The 20,121-nt window shown below is 54.6% G+C and carries 15 protein-coding genes; 1 reads left to right on the top strand and 14 read right to left on the bottom strand.

The genetic code is table 11. The features are described from left to right. Nucleotides 1–23: 23 nt before the first annotated feature. From mepK to cmoM, 6 genes are all read right to left on the bottom strand, one after another. Nucleotides 24–572 (bottom strand): peptidoglycan L,D-endopeptidase MepK, encoded by a 549-nt coding sequence (mepK, locus tag OGX75_RS09005; protein WP_012132998.1) that lies wholly within the window; start codon nucleotides 570–572, stop codon nucleotides 24–26. A 180-nt stretch (nucleotides 573–752) separates the two neighbouring features. After that, nucleotides 753–2,615: a L,D-transpeptidase gene (gene ldtD, locus OGX75_RS09000; RefSeq protein WP_047457756.1), complete on the bottom strand. Its 1,863-nt coding sequence runs from the start codon at nucleotides 2,613–2,615 to the stop codon at nucleotides 753–755. A 272-nt stretch (nucleotides 2,616–2,887) separates the two neighbouring features. Further along, nucleotides 2,888–7,357 carry a chromosome partition protein MukB gene (mukB, locus tag OGX75_RS08995; protein ID WP_058668968.1) on the bottom strand — a complete coding sequence of 1,490 codons (4,470 nt, stop codon included), beginning with the start codon at nucleotides 7,355–7,357 and terminating at the stop codon, nucleotides 2,888–2,890. Further along, a complete protein-coding gene (mukE, locus tag OGX75_RS08990; RefSeq protein WP_024130476.1) occupies nucleotides 7,357–8,061 on the bottom strand; it encodes a chromosome partition protein MukE in 705 nt (234 codons plus the stop codon). Before mukE ends, mukB begins: the two co-directional genes overlap by 1 nt. Continuing rightward, entirely contained in the window at nucleotides 8,042–9,364 is a 1,323-nt protein-coding gene (mukF, locus tag OGX75_RS08985; RefSeq protein ID WP_058668967.1) for a chromosome partition protein MukF, read from the bottom strand. Before mukF ends, mukE begins: the two co-directional genes overlap by 20 nt. Nucleotides 9,365–9,367: 3 nt before the next feature. After that, on the bottom strand, nucleotides 9,368–10,147 hold the full coding sequence (gene cmoM, locus OGX75_RS08980) for a tRNA uridine 5-oxyacetic acid(34) methyltransferase CmoM (protein WP_200024348.1): 780 nt from the start codon (nucleotides 10,145–10,147) through the stop codon (nucleotides 9,368–9,370). A gap of 135 nt (nucleotides 10,148–10,282) precedes the next feature. Between cmoM and elyC the strand changes: the two genes are divergently transcribed. Then, nucleotides 10,283–11,062, top strand: coding sequence for an envelope biogenesis factor ElyC (gene elyC / locus OGX75_RS08975; protein ID WP_200024349.1), 780 nt, complete (start codon nucleotides 10,283–10,285; stop codon nucleotides 11,060–11,062). On the opposite strand, the gene OGX75_RS08970 is transcribed toward elyC, so the two are convergent. From OGX75_RS08970 to ihfB, 8 genes are all read right to left on the bottom strand, one after another. After that, nucleotides 11,039–11,932: a YcbJ family phosphotransferase gene (locus OGX75_RS08970; protein WP_012133006.1), complete on the bottom strand. Its 894-nt coding sequence runs from the start codon at nucleotides 11,930–11,932 to the stop codon at nucleotides 11,039–11,041. The genes elyC and OGX75_RS08970 overlap by 24 nt on opposite strands. Nucleotides 11,933–12,086: 154 nt before the next feature. Then, entirely contained in the window at nucleotides 12,087–12,833 is a 747-nt protein-coding gene (gene kdsB / locus OGX75_RS08965) for a 3-deoxy-manno-octulosonate cytidylyltransferase (protein ID WP_012133008.1), read from the bottom strand. Further along, nucleotides 12,830–13,012 (bottom strand): protein YcaR, encoded by a 183-nt coding sequence (gene ycaR, locus OGX75_RS08960; RefSeq protein WP_012133009.1) that lies wholly within the window; start codon nucleotides 13,010–13,012, stop codon nucleotides 12,830–12,832. The genes kdsB and ycaR overlap by 4 nt, the downstream gene beginning before the upstream one ends. 51 nt (nucleotides 13,013–13,063) lie before the next feature. Then, a complete protein-coding gene (locus tag OGX75_RS08955) occupies nucleotides 13,064–14,296 on the bottom strand; it encodes a winged helix-turn-helix domain-containing protein (protein WP_115626553.1) in 1,233 nt (410 codons plus the stop codon). 43 nt (nucleotides 14,297–14,339) lie between these two features. Then, entirely contained in the window at nucleotides 14,340–15,317 is a 978-nt protein-coding gene (gene lpxK, locus OGX75_RS08950) for a tetraacyldisaccharide 4'-kinase (protein WP_012133011.1), read from the bottom strand. Next, entirely contained in the window at nucleotides 15,314–17,062 is a 1,749-nt protein-coding gene (gene msbA / locus OGX75_RS08945; protein ID WP_012133012.1) for a lipid A ABC transporter ATP-binding protein/permease MsbA, read from the bottom strand. The genes lpxK and msbA overlap by 4 nt, the downstream gene beginning before the upstream one ends. A 36-nt stretch (nucleotides 17,063–17,098) precedes the next feature. Continuing rightward, entirely contained in the window at nucleotides 17,099–19,363 is a 2,265-nt protein-coding gene (locus OGX75_RS08940) for a ComEC family protein (RefSeq protein WP_286451646.1), read from the bottom strand. A gap of 394 nt (nucleotides 19,364–19,757) precedes the next feature. Continuing rightward, nucleotides 19,758–20,042, bottom strand: a complete 285-nt coding sequence (gene ihfB / locus OGX75_RS08935; protein WP_000167332.1) for an integration host factor subunit beta — start codon at nucleotides 20,040–20,042, stop codon at nucleotides 19,758–19,760. Between the last annotated feature and the right edge of the window lie 79 nt (nucleotides 20,043–20,121).

Genomic DNA, 20,121 nt, shown 5'->3' with positions numbered 1-20,121 from the left:
TCCTGTTTCGTTAAGTCTGCGGATCACCAGTGCCGTGCCGGCCCGGTGTCAATATGCACAAAGTTACTGCGTGGGTAGTATCCTACACCACCTGCGCGCATAGATAACGCAGCTTTGCGAATATTACTTAACGAAACGCCTTCAATATGGAAATCCATCGCCTGCCCTTTCGTGTGGTAGCTTTTTTTCGCCACTCCACGACTGTGCGCACGCAGTTCGTTATTGGTATCCAGTGAGCGGTAACCCGAGATGAGCTGTACGGGTTTACGGGTGCCTAAAAGGCCTTGCAGGCGGAAGAGCTGGTCGAACAATCCTGGGTCGATGGCTTTCACTTTATTCGCGCGAAAATCACGGAAAAAATGGTTTAGTTTTGCTAATTCATCCTGAATATAGGCTCTTCCGTCGAAAAACTCCGCTTTAATTGACTCTCCGGTATGGAGGTTGTTCAGTGTCAAAATACGCGGACGTGGGGTGGAGAGTGTGGCAAATGCTGGCGTAGGCAAGATGGCGGCGCCGAGAGCAACGCCACCAAACGCCAGCAACTTGCGGCGATTAGCGTCAAATTTGTCCATGATAATCAGGTCTACAGGTAAATGTTTTCGTTAATATGCACTTCTGGCGCACGAGGGGCACCTTAACTGGCAAAAAAGCCGACGTCAAGGTGGCCCATCCCCAGCAACGGCGGGGCTTGCAGCGAATCAGCCCTGCCGATGACCAATATTACGACAACAGATTTATCAGAACTTCTTCATTTACCTGATTAATTGTTCTGCTTTTGACACAATTTGTGCGCTGGATCGCGCAGTCAGATCATAATTGTAAATATCTGTACGATACTGAGTGCGTCCGTCTGCTCCCACAAACGCCGTCAGGTAATACAGATTCACCGGAATATTCTGGCGGATGTTGACGTACCGGGTATCACCTTGCTTCAGCGCATCCGAAATCCGCGTATCGTTCCAGCCAGCATCCTGAAGCAGCATATTTGCCAGCTCAGAGGCCTTATTCACACGCACGCAGCCGGAACTGAGCGCTCGCGTATCTTTCTGGAACAGATTGTGATTCGGCGTATCGTGCAGATAAATCGCGTCTGAACTTGGCATATTAAATTTGTAACGCCCCAGCGAGTTGTGCGCGCCCGGCGCCTGCTGGAAGCGGAACGGCAGGTTCGATGGCGTAATGGTCGACCAGTCCACCTGCCACGGGTTAATCGTCTCTTTGCTGTTCCAGCCGCGCATAACGGTATAACCGTGGCGTTCCAGATACCCCGGATCATTCCAGACTTTGGGCAGAATATCTTTTCGGGCCAGCGTTGGCGGCACATTCCAGGGCGGATTCACCACCACGTTATTAAGCGCGCTGCTCATCATTGGCGTTTTCCGATCGGGGCGGCCAACAATCACCCGGGAAGCCAACACCTGGTTGCCGTTCTGGTAATAAACCAGCGAATAGGCCGGAATATTGACCATAATGCCCGTTGATAATTCTCCTGGCAGTAAACGCAAACGCTGAATATTCAGCGCCAGCACCCCCGCACGTTGCGCAGGCGTCACATTCAGCCATTCGCGCGTCGCCGGGCCGACAGCGCCATCCGCCCCCAGCCCTTGCCAGGTCTGAAAACGTTTCACCGCATCAACAAGCTCACGATCATAAGCCGCACGGACTGCCGGAGCGGGTTGGCTGCGCTGAGTGGATTGCCGGGCGACAGGTTTCACGGCGGCAGGCTCCACTGCGACGGCGGAAGGGCTGACAACCACATCGGCCGCCACGTCATCCCCCGGGAGCGCTATCTTAGGCCCGCCTTCCAGCATACCGGTGCGCTGTAAAATCTCACGCAGCGCAGGCACATCATTGCTCCACTGACCAGGACGCAACGTCGCGGTACTGGTCAACTGCGGCCAGGGGCGAGCGTCGCTAACCAGCTTTTTCAGTGAATCATGCAGCGCGGCGTATTGCGGATGCTGTGGCGCAAGGCTGGCGACAAACGTCGTCAGTTGACCGTTGTCCAGCGCAACCTGCCACTGGTTGATCACCGAAAGCGGCGGTGTTGCCAGCGCATAAGGTTTGTCGCTGTACAGCCAGCGCGTCCCTTTTACGGGAATATTGGCGATGAAATGGAGATAGCCCATCATGGCGTCGGATAAAACAGCATCTCGCGCCAGACCGGTGACTGACGGGTCGGTCAGCAGCGCGACCCAGGTGGTGAATTGCGGCTGGAACCCGGCGATGGCCACTTCCGCCAGCTGCTGCTGAAACGCTTTCACCGCATCGCGATTTTCCCACATTGGTTGCATATCGCGGGCGGCATACAGCAGTTCCAGTTGATTCAGATAAACCGGCGTATAACCAGAAGGAAGTTGCGATTGTAATTCAGCCCGGGCTTTCTCCGCAGAGATCCCCTCCGGCAGCGGCTGAATCCCCGCCATTACCGCTGTCGCAGGCGATTGCGCTTGCGGCTGTGACAACGCGGTAGGCTGTTCGCTGACGGTCGCAGAGCTGTCGCCAGGAATCATTTCAGGCTCATCGGCCTGCACACTGAACAGTGGAGCAAATGTTACGGCCAGGCATAAACTGATTGCCGACAGCCGACGACTACAAATTTTGTTAAGCAACATCCCTTGCCCCCTGTTTCTTTATCATACTTTGAATAGCCAGGTTGCCCGCTCACATTGGGTAAAAACCTGAAAACGCCAATACCTTCTGAAGTATGACGAGCAAGCCTGCTTACTCGTCAGGCTTACCTTCAGTATATAAACATCAAAAAGGTTTTGCCTAACCTAATGTAAAGAAGTTTAAAGAAAAAGCACCTGGTGTAAGGTGCTTTTCAGACTTCTATTGATCGATTTTATGATGAAAAAAGACGGCGCGAAGGCCGTCTTCATCTTACTTACCCGGCGGCCTGCGACGAGGCATCTTCGGTACCGGTGCCAGGTAGCGTCTCCGGCAGTTGTGGAGCGAAGCCACGCAGTCCGACCACATGAACGTGTTCGGTATTGTGGAAAACCTTACGCACCAGCTTATAGGTGGTGCCTTTCTCAGGGCTGATGTTTTCCGGCGCTGCGATGATAAGCTGCATTTGCAGACGTTCGCACAGTTCGAACAGCGTCGCGATGGAACGCGCATCCAGACGTGCAGCCTCATCAAGGAACAGCAGGCGGCATGGGGAGATATCTTTTCCGCGCAAGCGGCGGCCTTCGTCTTCCCAGCTTTGTACTACCATCACCAGAATGGACATCCCGGTACCAATCGCTTCACCGGTAGACAGCGCGCCGGACTCCGCACGCAGCCAGCCGTCTGAACCACGGTTGACCTCGACTTCCATCTCCAGATAGTTACGGTAATCCAGCAGCTCCTCGCCAATGGTCTGCGGCGTACGCTGCCCCATATCAATCTGCGGATTCAGGCGCTGATACAGCTTCGCCAGCGCTTCAGAGAAGGTCAGGCGGTTGCTGTTAAACAGATCCTGATGCTGCTCATGCTGTTCGGAAAGAACATCCAACAAGGTCGCATGCGTTTCCCGCACGTTAACGTTGAGACGCACGCTGTTCACCTGACCGAACGAGACGTTTTGCAGCCCCTGGTTCAGCATACGAATACGGTTTTGTTCGCGCTGAATCGTCTTACGAATAATGTTCGCCACGCTGCGCGAGCTGATCGCCAGCTTCTGTTCGCGGGAGGTCAGCTCTTCCGTCAGGCGACTCAACTCAATTTCCATCTGTTCGATGGCCTCAACCGGGTCATCGGTACGGATGATATCCTGGCGAATACGCTCCCGAAGATGCTGGTAAACCGCCACGAAGAACTGGATCTTACGTTCCGGTCGTTTTGGATCTTCCGACATACGTAATACATCACGCAGGTGTTCGTTATCCGCCACCGCCAGACGCAACGCACCCAACGCCTTATCCGACATGGAGCGAAGTTCATCTGCCGACAGATAAGCCAACTCGCGACGATGCAGACGGCGCTCTACCCCGTTATCTTTCACCATCCGCATCACCGCGCACCACCCGGCTTTCGCGGTGACCACCTGCTCGCGCATTTCATGATAATCGCGTTCCAGCTTGCGCAGTCTGCGGGTCAGGTTATCCATTTCTGCTTCACAGAAGGTCAGCGCTTTTTCCAGCTGGTTACGACGTGAGCGGTTATTGCTCAGTTGCGTATGCAGTTCGTCACGGCGGATACGCGCGCGCTCTTCCGAACCGCTGTCGGCGCGCACGCCGATATCCTGTAATTCACGTTGCAGGTCGCCCAGCAGCTCTTTCTTGGTGTCATACGAGCTTTTCAGTGAGGCCAGAACCTGATTGTACTGGCTGAGTTGCGCGGCATGACCGCGTAACGCTTCACGGGCACGGGTACGCTCGGCTTCCGCCTGTTCCAGACGCTGGCGCAGTTTTTCGTTCAGATCGCTGTTGCCGCTCAGCATTTCGGCCGAGTCGGAATAGCTGAAGTGCGCCCGACGCTGTACGACCTCGGTCAGCGCAAAAGCCTGCTGACGCGCATCCCGCTGCATTTGCTGGGAGTATGCGTAATCTTCTTTCAGTTGCTCAAACTGTTCGGGATCGTTTTGCAGAACCGAGACGATCGGCTCCAGTTTGGCTAACTGATTACCGTGTTGCTGTATAAAACGCGCCGCTTCCTGCGCATCATCCAGACGTTCCTGAATTTCATCCACGCGGTCAGCCAGCGTGTCGTCCGCCAGCAGGTTCAGGCGCGGCAGTAAGCGGTTCAGAGCGGAGACGCCCTCTTTCGCCTGTTCAAACTGAATACGCTGCTGCTGGTTGTCGTTTTCATGCGTAGCCAGCGCGCGTTCCAGTTCAACGCGACGGCCATTCAATTGGCGAATTTCCGCTTCCGGGTCGGCCTCAAACGCGACCGCCAGATGGCTGCCGATAAAACGACTGAACGCCTGATGCAGACGCTGAGTTTTCTGCACGTCGAAGGACAACGTCGCAAAGCGTTCAGACAGCCCTTCGCGCTCAGCATGCAGACTTTCAATACGGTTTTCACGCGCGGCGCGACCAAAGATCGGCACCGTCGGGAAACGGGAATAACGCCACTGACGCTCGGCGGTTTTCACCACCACCGCGTTTTCCAGCTCATCAACGCTGAAGACGCTGTCATCGAACGACTGCGGGTCCCCTTCGATGAAATAGAGATCTTCCGGGCAATCCGTCAGCCCTTCAAGCTGTTCGGCGATCAGCGACAGATCCGGCACCACGATAGCATGACGGGACGGGCCGTACAGCGCGGAGAAGTACGGCGCGTCTTCGAAGCTGACGTCATCATAGATTTCCGACAGCAACACGCCGCCAAAACGCTCCGCCAGCGCGTTCAGACGCGAGTCTTCCGAGCCACCCGGCTGGCTTAAGCGTTCAATCTCTTCGTCAACCGCGTTCTTACGCGCGCCAACTTCGTCGCGCTCTACAATCGCTTCACGCTCGCGCTCCAGCAACTGTTGCAGATACTCGGTTACCTCCTGGCTGGAGGTAAACTCTTCGCCGCTCTGTTCGCACAGCTGATTCAGACTGTTTTGCGCCGCCAGCCAGATCGGGGCGCGCTGCATTAAGTGCTGAATGCGGGACTGGAGTTGCTCCTGCTCCTGACGCAGCGTCATACGCTGTTCATGGGCGTTAGAAACGCTATCCGACAGGGCAGCGATGCGGGCTTCCAGCTCCTGGTGCAACGCTTCCAGCTCATCAATGTCGAAATGTTTGCCCTGACGTTTACAGAATTCCGCCAGCAGGCGTTCAGCTTCCTGCTGTTCGCGCAGACGCTGTTCCAGTTCACTCAGACGCATACGCAGCGGCTGAACCTGCTCCGCCAGGTGACGCTGTTCCACGCCTTCGCGCAGCAGGTCACGCGCCACGCTCCAGGCTTCATTACGCGCCAGCGGGCCATTAATGGCGGCCACCAGCTGATATGCCTGTTCAAACTGACTGTGCGCGGTTTGCGCCACGCTCATTTTCTGTTCCAGCGAAAGCAGTTTTTCCGTTGCTTCCTGCTCTTTCGCCTGGAACGTCTCCAGCCATTCTGCGGCGCTGTCCGCCGTCAGGTCAGGCAGATGACAAAGCGCTTTGGCGCGGTCGAGCGCCTGGATCGCCTGGTTGTACTGAATCGCGCGCGTCTGCTGCACATCCAGCGCCTGCTGATAGTCCGCCAGTTGGCTTTTCAGTTCATCCACTTCCAGCTCGGCGGCTTCCGCACGGGCTTCGTTCTCTTCCTGCATGTCGGCGGCTTCAGCCACCACTTCATTTTGCTCTTCGAGACGAATTTGCAGCTCATCGAGATCCGCTTCGTAGCGCTCGATCTTCTCCTGCTGGCGCAGCGCGGTCTGCACCAGGTTCAGGTGGTCGCTGGCGGCCTGGTAATCCGCTTCCAGATCCCCTTCCGCACCGTTGTGCTCGCCCAGTTCACGCGCCATGTCGACGTGTTTGTACTGTTCCGCCGCCAGTTGCTTACGCGATGTGTACAGCTCGCGACGAAACTCCAGCGCTTTATCCAGATGAACCCGGCGTTCGTTGGCGTGGCGCATGTAGTCCGCCGCCACGTAGTTAGTGGCTTCGCTAATCAAATGCTTGAACAGGTCACGATCCGACTGGGTTACGCGGATCGCTTCCAGCGTCATACGGTTTTCACGCAGCGCGGCTTCCATATCCTGGAACGCTTTACGCACGCCGCTATTTTCCGGCAGCAGGTAGTCACGCAGGGAACGGGTAATCGCGCTGGAGATCCCGCCGTACAGCGAGGCTTCAATCAGACGATAGAACTTGCTGCGATCGGACGCAGAACGCAGACGGCGGGCAATGATGCCCAGATCGAACATCAGTGAGTGATAATCGGTGATCGAGTTAAACTGCTTAAACTGCACGCCTTCCATCGCATCGAGCTTCTCTTTCAGCTCCGCGAGGGTCAACACGCGCGCCTGGCGCTCGTTCAGCGTTTCGGTCACCAGCTGCGTCGGCTGCACCGACATCGGCAAGCCCTGAATGGCAAACGGTTTGATATCAACTTTGCGATCGCGTCCGGCGACCTGCTGCAAACGCACGCCCACCACAACACGCTGATGGCGGGAATTGAGGACGTCGAGCATGGAATAACAGACGCCCGCTTTCAGCTTACCGTGCAGGCCTTTATCGCGCGATCCGCTGGTGGCCCCGGCTTCCGTGGTGTTACGGAAATGCAGTAAGGTTAAGTCCGGGATCAGCGCCGTGACGAACGCCGCCATCGTGGTGGATTTACCGGCGCCGTTCCCGCCGGACAGCGTGGTGACCAGCTCATCGAGGTCAAAGGTGCGGGCAAAAAAGCCGTTCCAGTTAATCAGCGTTAGTGAGCGAAATTTACCGCGTTCAATCATTATTCTTCCTCTCCACTGTCCGGCTGATTCTCTTCGGTCTCATCGTTGAGTTGCAGGTGATTTTCAACCGGCATGGCTTCCCCATCGCGGATTAAGCGACGCTGCGCTTCACGCGGATCGTCACCGGTACGCACATCCGCGCCAAAGCGGAACACCGATTCCGTGATGCGGAATTTGCTGCTGTCATGGCCCATAAACCACACCATCCCTAAGCGACGCAGACGGTTTAACGACGAGCGCACCTTCTCCTGTAGTTTCTGACGATCCACGTCAGACCCCGTTGAGCGGTTGTTGACCAGTTTCAGCAATTTGGCTTCGTCTGTCAGGGCGAGCAGCTCATCGTACAGTTCCTGCTGGGTAAAAATCCCCTCATTCGCCAACCGCTCCGGGCTGAGATAGAGGTAACAGAGGATTTTACCCACCATCATGTCCAGTTCAGACAAGACGGAGCGCGGGATAATCGTCGTGGAACGCGGGCGCAGGTAGAAAAACCCCTCCGGCGCGCGAATCAGTTCGACGTTATAGCGACTGTAAAACTCTTCCAGATACTCCTGGAAATCCATCAGGAAGGCATGATTATCCAGCTCATCCAGACCGATATGTCTGCCGGAGCGTAATGCGCTATCCAGCGCCGGAAATAACGGGTTTGCCAGCGCCTGCGCCAGCTTAACCGGCATCACTTGTTCAATATTTGTCAATGACATGCGCCTGTACCTTGGCTCCGTAATCATTAATCGGCTGCCATTTGGCTGGCAGTCCGGTGAAGTCTGCTTGCGCTACGCCAAGACGTACCGCCTGATCGATAACAATACGCGCCACGTCGAAGTGACGCGCTCGTGGGTATTGCGCCAGATATTCGCGCACTACCAGGCCGAGATCCAGTGGGGCTTGTCTGGATTTATAGATAGCCAGCTGTTCTTCGATGATCGCCGCCAGTTGTTCGCGGATCTCGTTAAATTCTTCATATTCCAGGTCCGGCGGCAGTTCGCCGGTCACCTCTTCATCGCGCAGCGCCATCTCTTCATCGCGCATATCCAGCAGACGATCGGCATTGGCATAGGTCAGCGCCCACGGCTCATCAAAATAGCTCTGGATGGACTGGCGCAGTCGCTGGGCAAAGACGCGGTTTTTATCCATATCAATCGCAGTACGGATAAATTTGTGTACGTGTCGGTCATAGCCAATCCACAGGTCGATGGATTGCTGACCCCAGCTAATAATGCGGTCGAGTTTGCTTTGCAGATCGAACACCAGACGATCCACAAAATGCAGGTCGTCATGCGCCATCGTGGCGTCCTGGATGCGTAACAGATTGGCCTGCAATTTATCGCCAGCTGCTTCGAGCGTATCCTGCAACTCACGCAGCGTGCCGGATGTTTCAGAAAGCAGCAGTTCGCAACTCGAAATCGCCGCGCGCCAGTCTTTGTTCAGCAACTGCGCAATGTCGTCTTTTACCTGCTGCTGCTGCTCATCCATGATGCGCTGGGTCAGGTCGATGCTGTCGAAAATTTCCGCGACCGAATATTTCAGCGGCGCATAAACGTTGCGATGCCAGTGAAACTCGTCGCCGCCCTCATCTGCCGCATCCGCCGCCCGCTTCAGTTCACCCGCGACAATGGATAGCTGCATGGAAAGGCGCAACGTGGAAAACTCACGCTGGCGGATATAGTAATCGGTAATGCCAATCCCGAGCGGCGTCAGGCGATAAATAGCGTTGCCTTCCGCTTGCTCGCTGGTAAAGCGGTTCAGCAGACGTTGACGTACCATATCGTTGATCGCGTTGTTGGCGCGCACGCCGATGGTTTCGCTGGTTTGCTCAAACGCATCACTGACATGGCGGAACGCATCCACCAGTTCGCCTTCACTCATCTCCCCGTCCAGGCGCTCGCCGTTCAGCGTGGCTACCGCCAGCAGGAACGAAAGTCGGTCTACCGGCAGAGAGATGGAAAAGTCATTTTTTCTGGCCCAGGCAACCAGTTCGGGGACTGTCTGGGAAAATTCACTCATAAGTTATCCTTGCATCTGCGGTTTGCGCGCGGTGACATGAATGTAGCGGCCAAGGCTAATATACGGCTCCTGGCGGCAATAACGCGTTTCTAATTCAACTAACATCTCATAGCTGTCACGCTGTTGATGCTTCTCACGCAGATAATCATGAAATACGCGTACGCCGGTCTTACCGGTAATCTGCCAGCCAATATCTTCCAGCCACTGATAAACCTGCTCGGGTTTACGTGGATAGTCTGGCGAAAGCGTACGCTTTTTGCGTTTTGGCATCCCCACCTGCACATAGTCAAAGTTCCCTGCCACCATGTTATGCATCAACAGGCCGTTAGCATTGTAGAACATTAACGACAGTGCTCCGCCGGGGCGCAAAACTGACCAAAGCGTCTCTAACACGCCGACCGGTTCCGCCACCCACTCCAGCACAGCATGAAACAATATCAGATCAGCGGAGGTTTCCAAATGCGAAGCGACATCCTGAACGGCGCATTGTATAAAATGCATGTTTCCGCTCACACCTTTTGCTTCTGCCGCCTGCTGCGCACGCGCGATCATCTCGCCGGACAGATCGCACAATGTAACCTGGTGCCCACGCTCCGCCATTCTGATGGCCGTTTGCCCCTCTCCGCCGCCAGCATCCAGGATGTGCAGTTTTTGCTCGCCGAATTCCGCCAGCAACCGATCAAGATCCTGCCACAGAATCGCCTGTCGCAGCTGTCCTTTGGTGGTTCCGTAGATGTTACGGGAAAACTTTTCAGCAATGTCATCAAAATTGCGGTCCCGCATCGGACTCTCCACAGGCTGGCTCAGGTGTGCTTTTAAAAAGAAGCTATTTTGTCATAGTCGCGGCGATATTTAACCTGTCTGGTGTAATATCCCTGCTGATCCCCTGCTGTATGGTCAAAAAAGGAACCAAAAAGGATGCTTTTTACTCTGAAGAAAGTGACTGGCGGTCTGTTGCTGCCGCTTCCCTTTATGCTGCTCATCATGGGCGTGGGGCTGGCGCTGGTATGGTTTAGCCGCTTTCAGAAAACCGGGAAGGCGTTTATCAGCCTGGGATGGCTGGCAATATTTCTGTTAAGCCTGCAACCTGTTGCTGACCGTTTACTCAAACCGATTGAAGACAGTTACCCCACCTGGCAGGGAACGCAAAAAGTAGACTATATCGTGGTGCTGGGTGGCGGCTACACCTGGAACCCCCAGTGGGCGCCCAGTTCGAATCTGATCAATAACAGCCTCCCACGTCTGAACGAAGGCGTACGCCTCTGGCTGGCCAATCCGGGATCGAAACTGATCTTTACGGGCGCGGCGGCAAAAACCAATCGCGTGAGTACGGCAGAAGCGGGCGCAAGAGTGGCACAATCGCTGGGTGTGCCGCGCAGCGATATCATCACGCTGGATCAGCCAAAAGATACCGAAGAAGAGGCGGAAGCGGTGAAACAGGCCATCGGCGATGCCCCTTTCCTGCTGGTCACTTCCGCCTCCCACTTACCGCGCGCCATGATCTTCTTCCAGCATGTTGGGTTACATCCGCTGCCTGCGCCAGCCAATCAACTGGCGATAGATTCACCGTTAAATCCGTGGGAGCGAGCAATTCCCTCCCCGGTATGGTTGATGCATAGCGATCGCGTCGGTTATGAAACGCTGGGGCGCATCTGGCAGTGGCTGAAAGGCGCGTCAGGCGAGCCAGGGCAGCAGTGATTTTGTCGCGAGGTCAAAGTTGGAGCGGCTAAAACGCCCGGTATTGACCAGCTGCGCGACTTCGTCCCATAACACATAAAGCCAACGCCGCCAGATGAACGATTCCGCCACTGGCGCGTGTTGCAGATAATGCCAGAGCAACCCTTCCGCCAGCGCATTGTCCATCAGCCGAAACAGTTCATACTCTCGTGGCGCCCACAGCATAACGCCAGGCCCTACCATCGCCAGAAGCTGATCGCTGCGGGCATCTTTCAGCATACTGCGCAGGCTAAAATTGCCGTGGATGAGCACGCAATTATCATTAAATCCTTCAAACAGCGCAGGCAGGCACTCCCGGGTACGAAACAGAATGCGTTTATCCTGCATGGTTAACCCGGTGTTGTTGAACTGGTTTAACGTCGTCCATAGCACTTCAACACGCTGGCGATACCAGGACGGCCAGATATTTTCCTGCGTATGATCCACCGCGCCCACGCAACCCCGGCTGTCCTGTCGATGCCAGGCTAACAACCCTTCTACAATCTGATCCTTCAATTGCTCCCAGCGCTCAGGCGTGCGGGCGGGCGCTTCCACAGAGACGCCACGCAGACGCTCCAGCAGCAGGACATCAGGCCCGGGGTGTTCCTCATGCGTCATCACGCCATAGACAACCGGCATGCGTACCGTGCCGCTACGCGCCAGCATGGTCGTTTTCCATGCCAGTTGCTGCGCCACACCAGGGGTCGTAAAACTTCTCGCCATTAGCGGCATCGGGTTTCCCTGACTGTCGTACAGCGACCACAAGGCCGTATCCGCCTTTTCACTCACGCACTCTATACGGCTGAGTTTTTCGCCCAGCAGATGACTCAGTTCGGCTCGCAGCTGTTCCATTTCAGATTGCCCTCATAAACGCCACTGCTTTTATAATGAGCGCCGTATGGACAGATGTCACCCGGATGAGATCAATTGATGAAAAGAAAAATGAAGGGAAAATCGTAACGATACGACACTCCTCCCATTTGTGAGAGGAGTGCGATAGCGGATATCAGCGCATTTCGGCGCGAACGCGCTCAAGATCTTCGGCTGTATCAACGCCCGTTCCCGGGACTTCTTTGGCGACGGCAACATGGATTTTTTCGCCATACCACAGCACACGAAGCTGCTCCAGCATCTCAATATGCTCAAGCGGGCTGGGCTGCCAGTTCACGTAGCGGCGAATAAACCCGGCGCGATAGCCGTAAATTCCCAGATGGCGCAGGAACGTGTCGCCCACGGTCTCAAGGCTTTTCGCAAAACGATCGCGATCCCAAGGGATCGTCGCACGCGAGAAATAAAGCGCATAGCCTTCAGCGTCCAGCACAACTTTCACTGCATTAGGATTAAAAGCTTCTTCAGCACCGTGAATCGGCGCCGCCAGCGTCGCCATACCAACCTGGCGCTGCGCCAGGTTTTCCGCCACCTGACGAATAATCACCGCCGGGATCATCGGCTCATCGCCCTGCACGTTCACAATAACGGTATCGTCGCTAAAACCGCATTTTTCAACGACTTCCGCCAGACGCTCCGTCCCGGACTGATGGTCAGCGCGCGTCATGCAAACTTCTCCACCCGCCGCTTCTACCGCGCGAGCGACATCTTCATGGTCCGTCGCGACAATAATGCGTTCAGCGCCAGATTCGCGCGCGCGTTCCAGAACATGCACGATCATCGGTTTGCCGTTGATATCCAGTAAAGGCTTACCGGGCAGACGCGTGGACGAAAAACGAGCGGGAATAATGACCACAAAACTCATGATTTACTCTCATCTGCAGTAATGGAACGCGCTTCCGTTTCCAGCAATACCGGAATGCCATCGCGCAATGGGAAAGCCAGGTTATCCAGTTTGCAAATCAGTTCTTGTTTTTCCTGGTTATACCAGAGTTTGCCGTTGCATACCGGGCAGGCAATGATTTCAAGTAGACGATGATCCATAGTTCCTCCAGATGGACCGGATTGTGAATTCATCAATATTAACATAATCGTTTATGAGACCGCGTCTATTTCCCAGCCATGACGATTTTCTGCAAACAAGCCGGATGGGCAGCTCCCTAGCGTGACGCGGCTGGCCTGTTGCCAGCGAGCGAACGCATTAATCGCCTGCAACAGCCCTTTTTGCAGCGTCGGGCCCGGTTTAACCCCCTCCTGCAACCAGAGCGAGATGACTTCCAGAACGCCCGTTTTGCGATGCATTTTGGCATCCATGCGCCCAACCAACTGCCCCCGATGCAGCAGCGGCAAAACAAAATAGCCGTACTGGCGTTTAGGCGCCGGAGTATAGCATTCCAGGCGGTAGCTAAAATCGAACAACTGCTCTGCCCGTTTCCGGTCCCAGACGACGGGATCAAAAGGGGATAAAACCGCGCTATGCGTAGCGGTGAGCTTATTGTTCAGCGCCTGCTCCAGTAGCGGCAACAGATCGGCGTGTAGCCACATTGCCCCCAGCCTGTCGGCCTGAACGGGAACCAGTTGCCCTTGTTCAACGCGGATATCACGCCACGTTTTCACTTCAGGTCGCCGCAGGCGATAGTAATCCGCCAGCCACTGCTCGCGAAAAATCCCCAGACTGCGCGCGCTATTATCCAGCATGGCGATTTCTGCTTCTGCCTGCGACAGTAAATCGCGTTTATCGTCCCAGTGCGGCATCACGCGTTGCGTCAGGTCATACACGCGCTGAAAGTTGCGCCGTTCTACAACCATGACTTTCCCGGCAGTGAACAATCCTTCAAGATGGCGCTTATGCGGCTTCCATTCCCACCATCCACTGGCGCCTTTGCGCGGATGCGCAAAATCCGCTGAGCGCACAGGGCCGTTATGGTGAATATGCTGGATCAACTGCGCGATCTCATCGGCATGTTCCTGCATCCACGATGCTTTGTACTTCCAGCCCATCTTCTCAGGCGCCAGCATACGGTGACGAATTAGCGTAAAGTCGCTACGCGGTAAGAAACAGGCCTCATGCGCCCAGTATTCCATGAGTTCGCCACGCGACAACGAGTCGTCCAGCCACTGTTGCGGGTAGTGGCCCAGACGGCTAAACAGCACCAGATAGGGGCTGCGCGCCACAACGTTGATCGTATCGATTTGCAATAAAGACATGCGCGAAATCGTTGCGAGAATATCCGCAGGCAATGCCTGACGGCGGGGCTTTTTCAGCAAACCTTGCGCAGCAAGATGGAGATGACGAACATCCGTAAGAGAGAGATGCGGCAACGACATGTATAACTCCGGGAATCGTTCGCTGCCGCCACATCAATTTGTGCTAGCGAGCCAGCGAGATGAGTTGTTCAAGCAGTGCGTCAGGTTGTTCACCCGACAAACGCGCGTCTACAGGTAAATACCACCAGTTGTCCTCGGCAAATCCCCGGCATTTAACGGCATCTTTTTCCGTCATGACCAGCGTTTGCCCGTCGGTTACTAACGCCTTCACATCGTTAAAGGCGAGAGACTGATGATCGGCCAACGGAACGCATTTCTGTAGCGACGCCCCACACGCTTCGAGCGTAGCAAAGAAACGTGGAGGATGGCCAATCCCCGCCATCGCGACAATGTTGCTTAACTCCGCGACATGACGGCGCTCACCGGTGCATAAATTGACCGCCAGCCCTGGCGCCAGCTGCATCGGAATTTCTCCTGGTCTGGCAACGCCGCCGTTGACGATCACCGCATCTACCGATTTAAGCCGGCTGGCGCGCTCACGCATCGGCCCTGCGGGCAACCACCAGCCATTGCCAAACCGACGCACGCCGTCGATGACAACGATTTCAATATCGCGCGCCAGACGATAATGCTGTAGCCCGTCATCCGTTACGATAATTTGTACATCGTGACGCGCGAGAATCGCTTTTACTGCGTCTGAGCGAACCGGCGAGACAGCAACAGGCGCGCCGGTTCGTTGATAGATCAGTACCGGCTCATCGCCCGCTTCCGCAGAGGACGTTTGTGGAGTAAGCAACAGCGGATAAGACGCCGCTTTACCGCCATACCCCCGCGAAACAACCCCCACGCGAATGCCGCGCTGTTGCAGTTGCTCGACCAGCCAGATAACGACCGGCGTTTTTCCGTTGCCTCCCGCCGTAAGGTTTCCGACGACAACGACCGGCACCGGCGCACGCCAGGCGCGTTTAATTCCCAGCCGGTAGCACAGGCGAATCCCCCCACTCACCAGGCCATACAGCCAGGAGAGTGGGAGCAACAGACGCCACAGGGGCGATTCACCAGACCAGATGCGGGCGATCATTGGCCAAATTGCATTTTATGCAGTTGCGAATACACACCGCGCTGCTCCAGCAATTCGCGATGGGTTCCACGCTCAACAATAATCCCGTCTTCCACCACGACAATTTCATCAGCTTGTTCAATCGTTGAGAGGCGGTGCGCGATAACCAGCGAAGTACGGTTTTTCTGCAACTCATCCAGCGCGGACTGAATCGCGCGTTCGGATTCGGTGTCCAGCGCAGAGGTGGCTTCATCCAGAATCAGGATTGGGCTGTCACGCAGCAACGCACGGGCAATCGCGATACGCTGACGCTGACCACCGGAAAGCAGTACGCCGTTCTCGCCGATAACCGTATCCAGACCGTCATCCATCTTGCTGATAAAGTCCATGGCATACGCCATACGCGCCGCTTCTTCAATTTGCTCGCGGCTGTACTCTTCAGTACGCGCATAGGCGATGTTGTTCGCAACCGTATCGTTAAACAGGTGCACATTCTGCGAAACCAGCGCGACCTGATTACGCAATGAAGACAGGGTATATTCACGCAGATCGTGTCCATCCATCAGGATGTTCCCTTCATTGATGTCGTAGAAGCGCGTGATCAGACTGGCAATGGTTGATTTACCTGAACCGGAACGCCCGACCAGTGCAACCGTCTTACCCGCCGGAATGTGCAGATTGATATTGCGCAGCGCAGGCGTTTCACGCCCCGGATAGGTAAAGGTCACATTGCGGAATTCCAGATCGCCCGTCGAACGTTCAATTACGCGTTTGCCTTCGTCTTTCTCTTGCTCGCTATCCAGAATAGCAAACAGCGTCTGGCATGCCGCCATACCACGCTGGAACTGCGCATTGACGTTGGTCAGCGATTTCAGAGGACGCATCAGGGCAATCATTGATGAGAATACGACGGTAATCGTACCCGCAGTCAGGCTGTCCATTACGCTCGGGAAGCTAGCCGCATAGAGAACAAAGGCCAGCGCCAGAGACGCGATCAGCTGAATGATCGGATCAGAGATGGATGATGCAGACACCATTTTCATCCCTTGCAGACGCATTTTATTGCTGACTTTGTCAAAACGCTTCGTTTCAACTTCCTGACCGCCAAAGATAAGCACTTCTTTGTGGCCTTTCAGCATCTGCTCTGCACTGGTGGTCACCTGCCCCATCGTGTTCTGCATGTTTTTACTGATGCTACGAAAACGCTTCGATACCACGCGAATCGCAATAGACACAACAGGCGCCAAAATGACCAGAATGATCGACAGTTGCCAGCTGTTATAGAACATCATGATAAACAAAGCGATGATCGATGCACCTTCACGCACGACCGTAATCAACGCCCCGGAAGACGATGATGCAACCTGTTCTGAGTCATAGGTAATACGAGAAAGCAGTGTCCCCGTTGATTGTTTATCAAAGAATGCAACAGGCATCCCCATCATATGACCAAACAGACGACGGCGCATGGTCATCACCACTTTGCCCGATACCCATGAAATACAGTAGCTGGAAATATAGCTGGTGATACCACGTAATATCATCAGGCCAATAACCACCAGCGGCATCCAAAGCAGCACTGATCGATCTGTTTTACCAAAACCATCGTCCAGCAATGGTTTGAGGAGCGATAACATAAAAGCATCGCTGGCCGCATTGAGGATCAACGCGACACCCGCCACGATCAGCCCAGTTTTGAAAGGCGCAATGGTAGGCCACAGTCGGCGGAACGTCTGCCACGTAGAGAGATCTTTATCGTTATGCATTCAAAAAACCAGCATTTGTTGAAATAGCCGCATATTCTACCCGTTATCCTCTGACACGCCAAACCACTGATGATACCAACGAGGTAAAATTTGCTCCCGTAAACCTCGTATGCGCCAGCCTTGCGGGGAAAAATCCACCGAAATTTGCCCCTGATGCGGGGTATCCAGCCACTGATAACCTTGTTGTTGATAGCGCTGTTTTACCTTCCAGGAAGGCAGACGCCAGGCGTTGTAGCGCGATGCTGACGCCAGCGCGGCCAGGCCCTCAACCCGTTGAATTAACGCTAATGACGACGATGTATTACTGCCATGATGCGGAACCTGAATGATTGTCGCCTGCAAATGCCGCCAATAACGACTTAGCATTTTTTGTTCAGCCGGAGATTCAATATCGCCCGTCAGCAAAATACTCTGCTTTCCGTCATCCACTTTAACCACGCAGGAATGGTTGTTGCCCTTTTCCCTGTTTCCTTTAATCGGCCAGTGTGCGCTGAAGGATAGCCCCTGCCACGTCCACTGCTCCGCACGAAAGCACGGCAGATGGCCCTTCCAGCCTAATGGGCTTCGTATCCAGAGCGAAGGCCACGTCTTCTGTAATGATGACAGGCCACCCCGATGATCCAAATGTTCATGGCTCAGGATAATCCCCTCAGGTTCCAGATTGTGCCAGCGTAGCCAGGGAATGATGAGCTGCTGTGCGCTATCGCCATCCGGCCAGGCGCGTCCCGTATCATAAAGTATCGCTTTCCCGTTATGTGCGATAACCATCGCCAGCCCCTGTCCGACATCCAGCATATGAACCTGCCACGCCTCCGTGCGCGGCGTACGCCATAACGGCCAGCTCAACAGCAACACGCCAGACAAACAGATCACCGGGTAAGTTCGCCAGGCATTCAATCGCCATGCCATAAGCGTTAACCAGGGAGCCAAAGACAGGTATTGCCAGCGATAATCAATATTAATCCACCCTTCCGGCAGACTTTTCAGCGCCCGGAACAACACGTCCAGAGAGGCGTCAGCCAGCACCCAGAGGCCTTCTTCAGCCATCAGCGGCCCGGTCAAATGGCCGATCATTCCCGCCAGTATCAGTGGTACAGAGATAAATGTAACCAAAGGAACAGCAAACAGATTCGCCAGAAAAGAGGTCACACTTACGCCATGAAAAAGCGCTATTTGCACAGGTAAGAGCAGAAGCGTAATGCCCAACTGTAAGTGAACGAGATCCAACGCGACTTTCCCTGCCCGAGGCAACGCCCAGGCTGGTACAGGAAACCACTGATACCAGAAAATAAGCGCAGCGACGGCAAAGGCCGAAAGCCACAGACTTTGCGACAGAACGGCAATCGGATCGGCAATCACTATTGCCGCCAGACAGCAGAACCAGACTTCCCAACCGCTCCATTGCCGACCGCTCAGCTTCAGTAATCCCCACGCTGCCAGCGCCACAACCGTACGCAACGCGGGGGGTTGTAACCCCGTGAGCCAGGCGTAAAACGTCGCGCACACAATCCCTCCCACTAACGGCGTTTGCCAGTGAATCCACCGGGCGGGAAGTAAAAATTGCGCGCCACGAATCAATCCTCCGGCCAGCAGTGCGGCAAAGGCGATATGCAACCCTGAAATGGCCATCAGGTGCGCCGTACCAGTATCGCGCATAATATTTTTGACCTCTTGCGATACTGATAAACGCTCGCCCATGCCTAATGCCAGGATAACCTGCTGCCAGGAGTAGTGCGCCAGCGTGGTATTGAGGGAAGCAAGATAACGCGCGCGTAAACTACATGACGATTCGATGACCGTCGCATGCAGAAACCGGCCGCTCAGAGGCTGATGTTGCGTGAGCGCATAACGCTGGCTATCAAATCCCCCCTCATTAAGCTGACCATGCACGGCACGGACTTTTAGTTTCATCGCCCAACGTTGACCTGCACACACCTCGCCGGGCAAATATTGTCCATAAAGAACAACGCCCACCGAGGGAAACAGGCGTTTCCCCTGTACATGGGTAATTTGCCCGTAATGTGTGGTGGCATGATCGGTCGCCGTAATTTGCACCACGGCTGCTTGTGTTGCGCCAGGCAAGGTATTACCCGGCCAGACAGCTTGCTTTGCAGCAAGTATTCCCCAGAGAAAAAACAGCAGGGTCAAGCTGGCGTACTGCGTATATTTATATGGAACAAAGGACAGCGCGCAGGCAAAACAAAATATGCCAATGAGACACAACGAACCGGGAAGTACAGGTAAGAATATTAGCGGAAGAATTCCGCATAATGCACACACGCTGACCGTTGTTATTTTCATAGACACCTCCCTGTTACAAGAAGTGTGCAGATTTAGCTAACGTTTGTCTGGCGACAATTTGTGGTTATTCGGCGCAAATTCCGTGGTTTTCACGTTAGGAATGCAAGATGCACATAAAAATGAGAGAGGCTTTCCAGTTACGCCTACGAGCACGTATCTGTAGATCTGATGAATGTAGCGCCATCAGGCGCTGCTTTGTGCCGGATGGCGACGCGAAGCGTCTTATCCGGCCTACGGAGTCACGGGAGCATACCTGTAGTCCTGATAAGCGTAGCGCCATCAGGCGTAGGTTTATGCCAGATGGTGGCGTTAAAGTCTCTTTTCCTGTCGGAATACAGAAATGAAAAAAGCACCGTTCAGGTGCTTTTTTCTGGATCAAGTTTTTCGTTAAAACTTAACCGTAAATATTGGCGCGATCGCGCAGTTCTTTACCCGGCTTAAAGTGCGGAACATACTTTCCTTCCAGTTCTACTTTATCGCCAGTCTTCGGGTTACGTCCGGTACGAGGTGCGCGGTAGTGCAAAGAAAAGCTGCCGAAACCGCGGATTTCAATACGCTCGCCCTGCGCAAGAGTCGAGGCCATATGTTCCAGCATCTCTTTTACTGCATCTTCAACCGCTTTCGCGGGAATGTGAGATTGCTGGGTTGCAAGTCTTTCAATCAATTCTGACTTGGTCATGATTCCTCCGGTTCCTGTAAGCAAATTGGCTGCTGCTGTTATTGCATTGATTAAGGGCGGCCGTAGCCGCCCTTAGTGC

This window comes from Citrobacter sp. CK199 (assembly GCF_030333285.1).
GTDB lineage: Bacteria > Pseudomonadota > Gammaproteobacteria > Enterobacterales > Enterobacteriaceae > Citrobacter_B > Citrobacter_B koseri.
This window is presented reverse-complemented; position numbering and strand designations above follow the sequence as displayed.

What these genes read in the sequence shown, in the direction of transcription:
- mepK (WP_012132998.1), bottom strand. Translation starts at nt 572, where the DNA reads ATGGACAAATTTGACGCTAATCGCCGCAAGTTGCTGGCGTTTGGTGGC.
- ldtD (WP_047457756.1), bottom strand. Translation starts at nt 2,615, where the DNA reads ATGTTGCTTAACAAAATTTGTAGTCGTCGGCTGTCGGCAATCAGTTTA.
- mukB (WP_058668968.1), bottom strand. Translation starts at nt 7,357, where the DNA reads ATGATTGAACGCGGTAAATTTCGCTCACTAACGCTGATTAACTGGAAC.
- mukE (WP_024130476.1), bottom strand. Translation starts at nt 8,061, where the DNA reads ATGTCATTGACAAATATTGAACAAGTGATGCCGGTTAAGCTGGCGCAG.
- mukF (WP_058668967.1), bottom strand. Translation starts at nt 9,364, where the DNA reads ATGAGTGAATTTTCCCAGACAGTCCCCGAACTGGTTGCCTGGGCCAGA.
- cmoM (WP_200024348.1), bottom strand. Translation starts at nt 10,147, where the DNA reads ATGCGGGACCGCAATTTTGATGACATTGCTGAAAAGTTTTCCCGTAAC.
- elyC (WP_200024349.1), top strand. Translation starts at nt 10,283, where the DNA reads ATGCTTTTTACTCTGAAGAAAGTGACTGGCGGTCTGTTGCTGCCGCTT.
- OGX75_RS08970 (WP_012133006.1), bottom strand. Translation starts at nt 11,932, where the DNA reads ATGGAACAGCTGCGAGCCGAACTGAGTCATCTGCTGGGCGAAAAACTC.
- kdsB (WP_012133008.1), bottom strand. Translation starts at nt 12,833, where the DNA reads ATGAGTTTTGTGGTCATTATTCCCGCTCGTTTTTCGTCCACGCGTCTG.
- ycaR (WP_012133009.1), bottom strand. Translation starts at nt 13,012, where the DNA reads ATGGATCATCGTCTACTTGAAATCATTGCCTGCCCGGTATGCAACGGC.
- OGX75_RS08955 (WP_115626553.1), bottom strand. Translation starts at nt 14,296, where the DNA reads ATGTCGTTGCCGCATCTCTCTCTTACGGATGTTCGTCATCTCCATCTT.
- lpxK (WP_012133011.1), bottom strand. Translation starts at nt 15,317, where the DNA reads ATGATCGCCCGCATCTGGTCTGGTGAATCGCCCCTGTGGCGTCTGTTG.
- msbA (WP_012133012.1), bottom strand. Translation starts at nt 17,062, where the DNA reads ATGCATAACGATAAAGATCTCTCTACGTGGCAGACGTTCCGCCGACTG.
- OGX75_RS08940 (WP_286451646.1), bottom strand. Translation starts at nt 19,363, where the DNA reads ATGAAAATAACAACGGTCAGCGTGTGTGCATTATGCGGAATTCTTCCG.
- ihfB (WP_000167332.1), bottom strand. Translation starts at nt 20,042, where the DNA reads ATGACCAAGTCAGAATTGATTGAAAGACTTGCAACCCAGCAATCTCAC.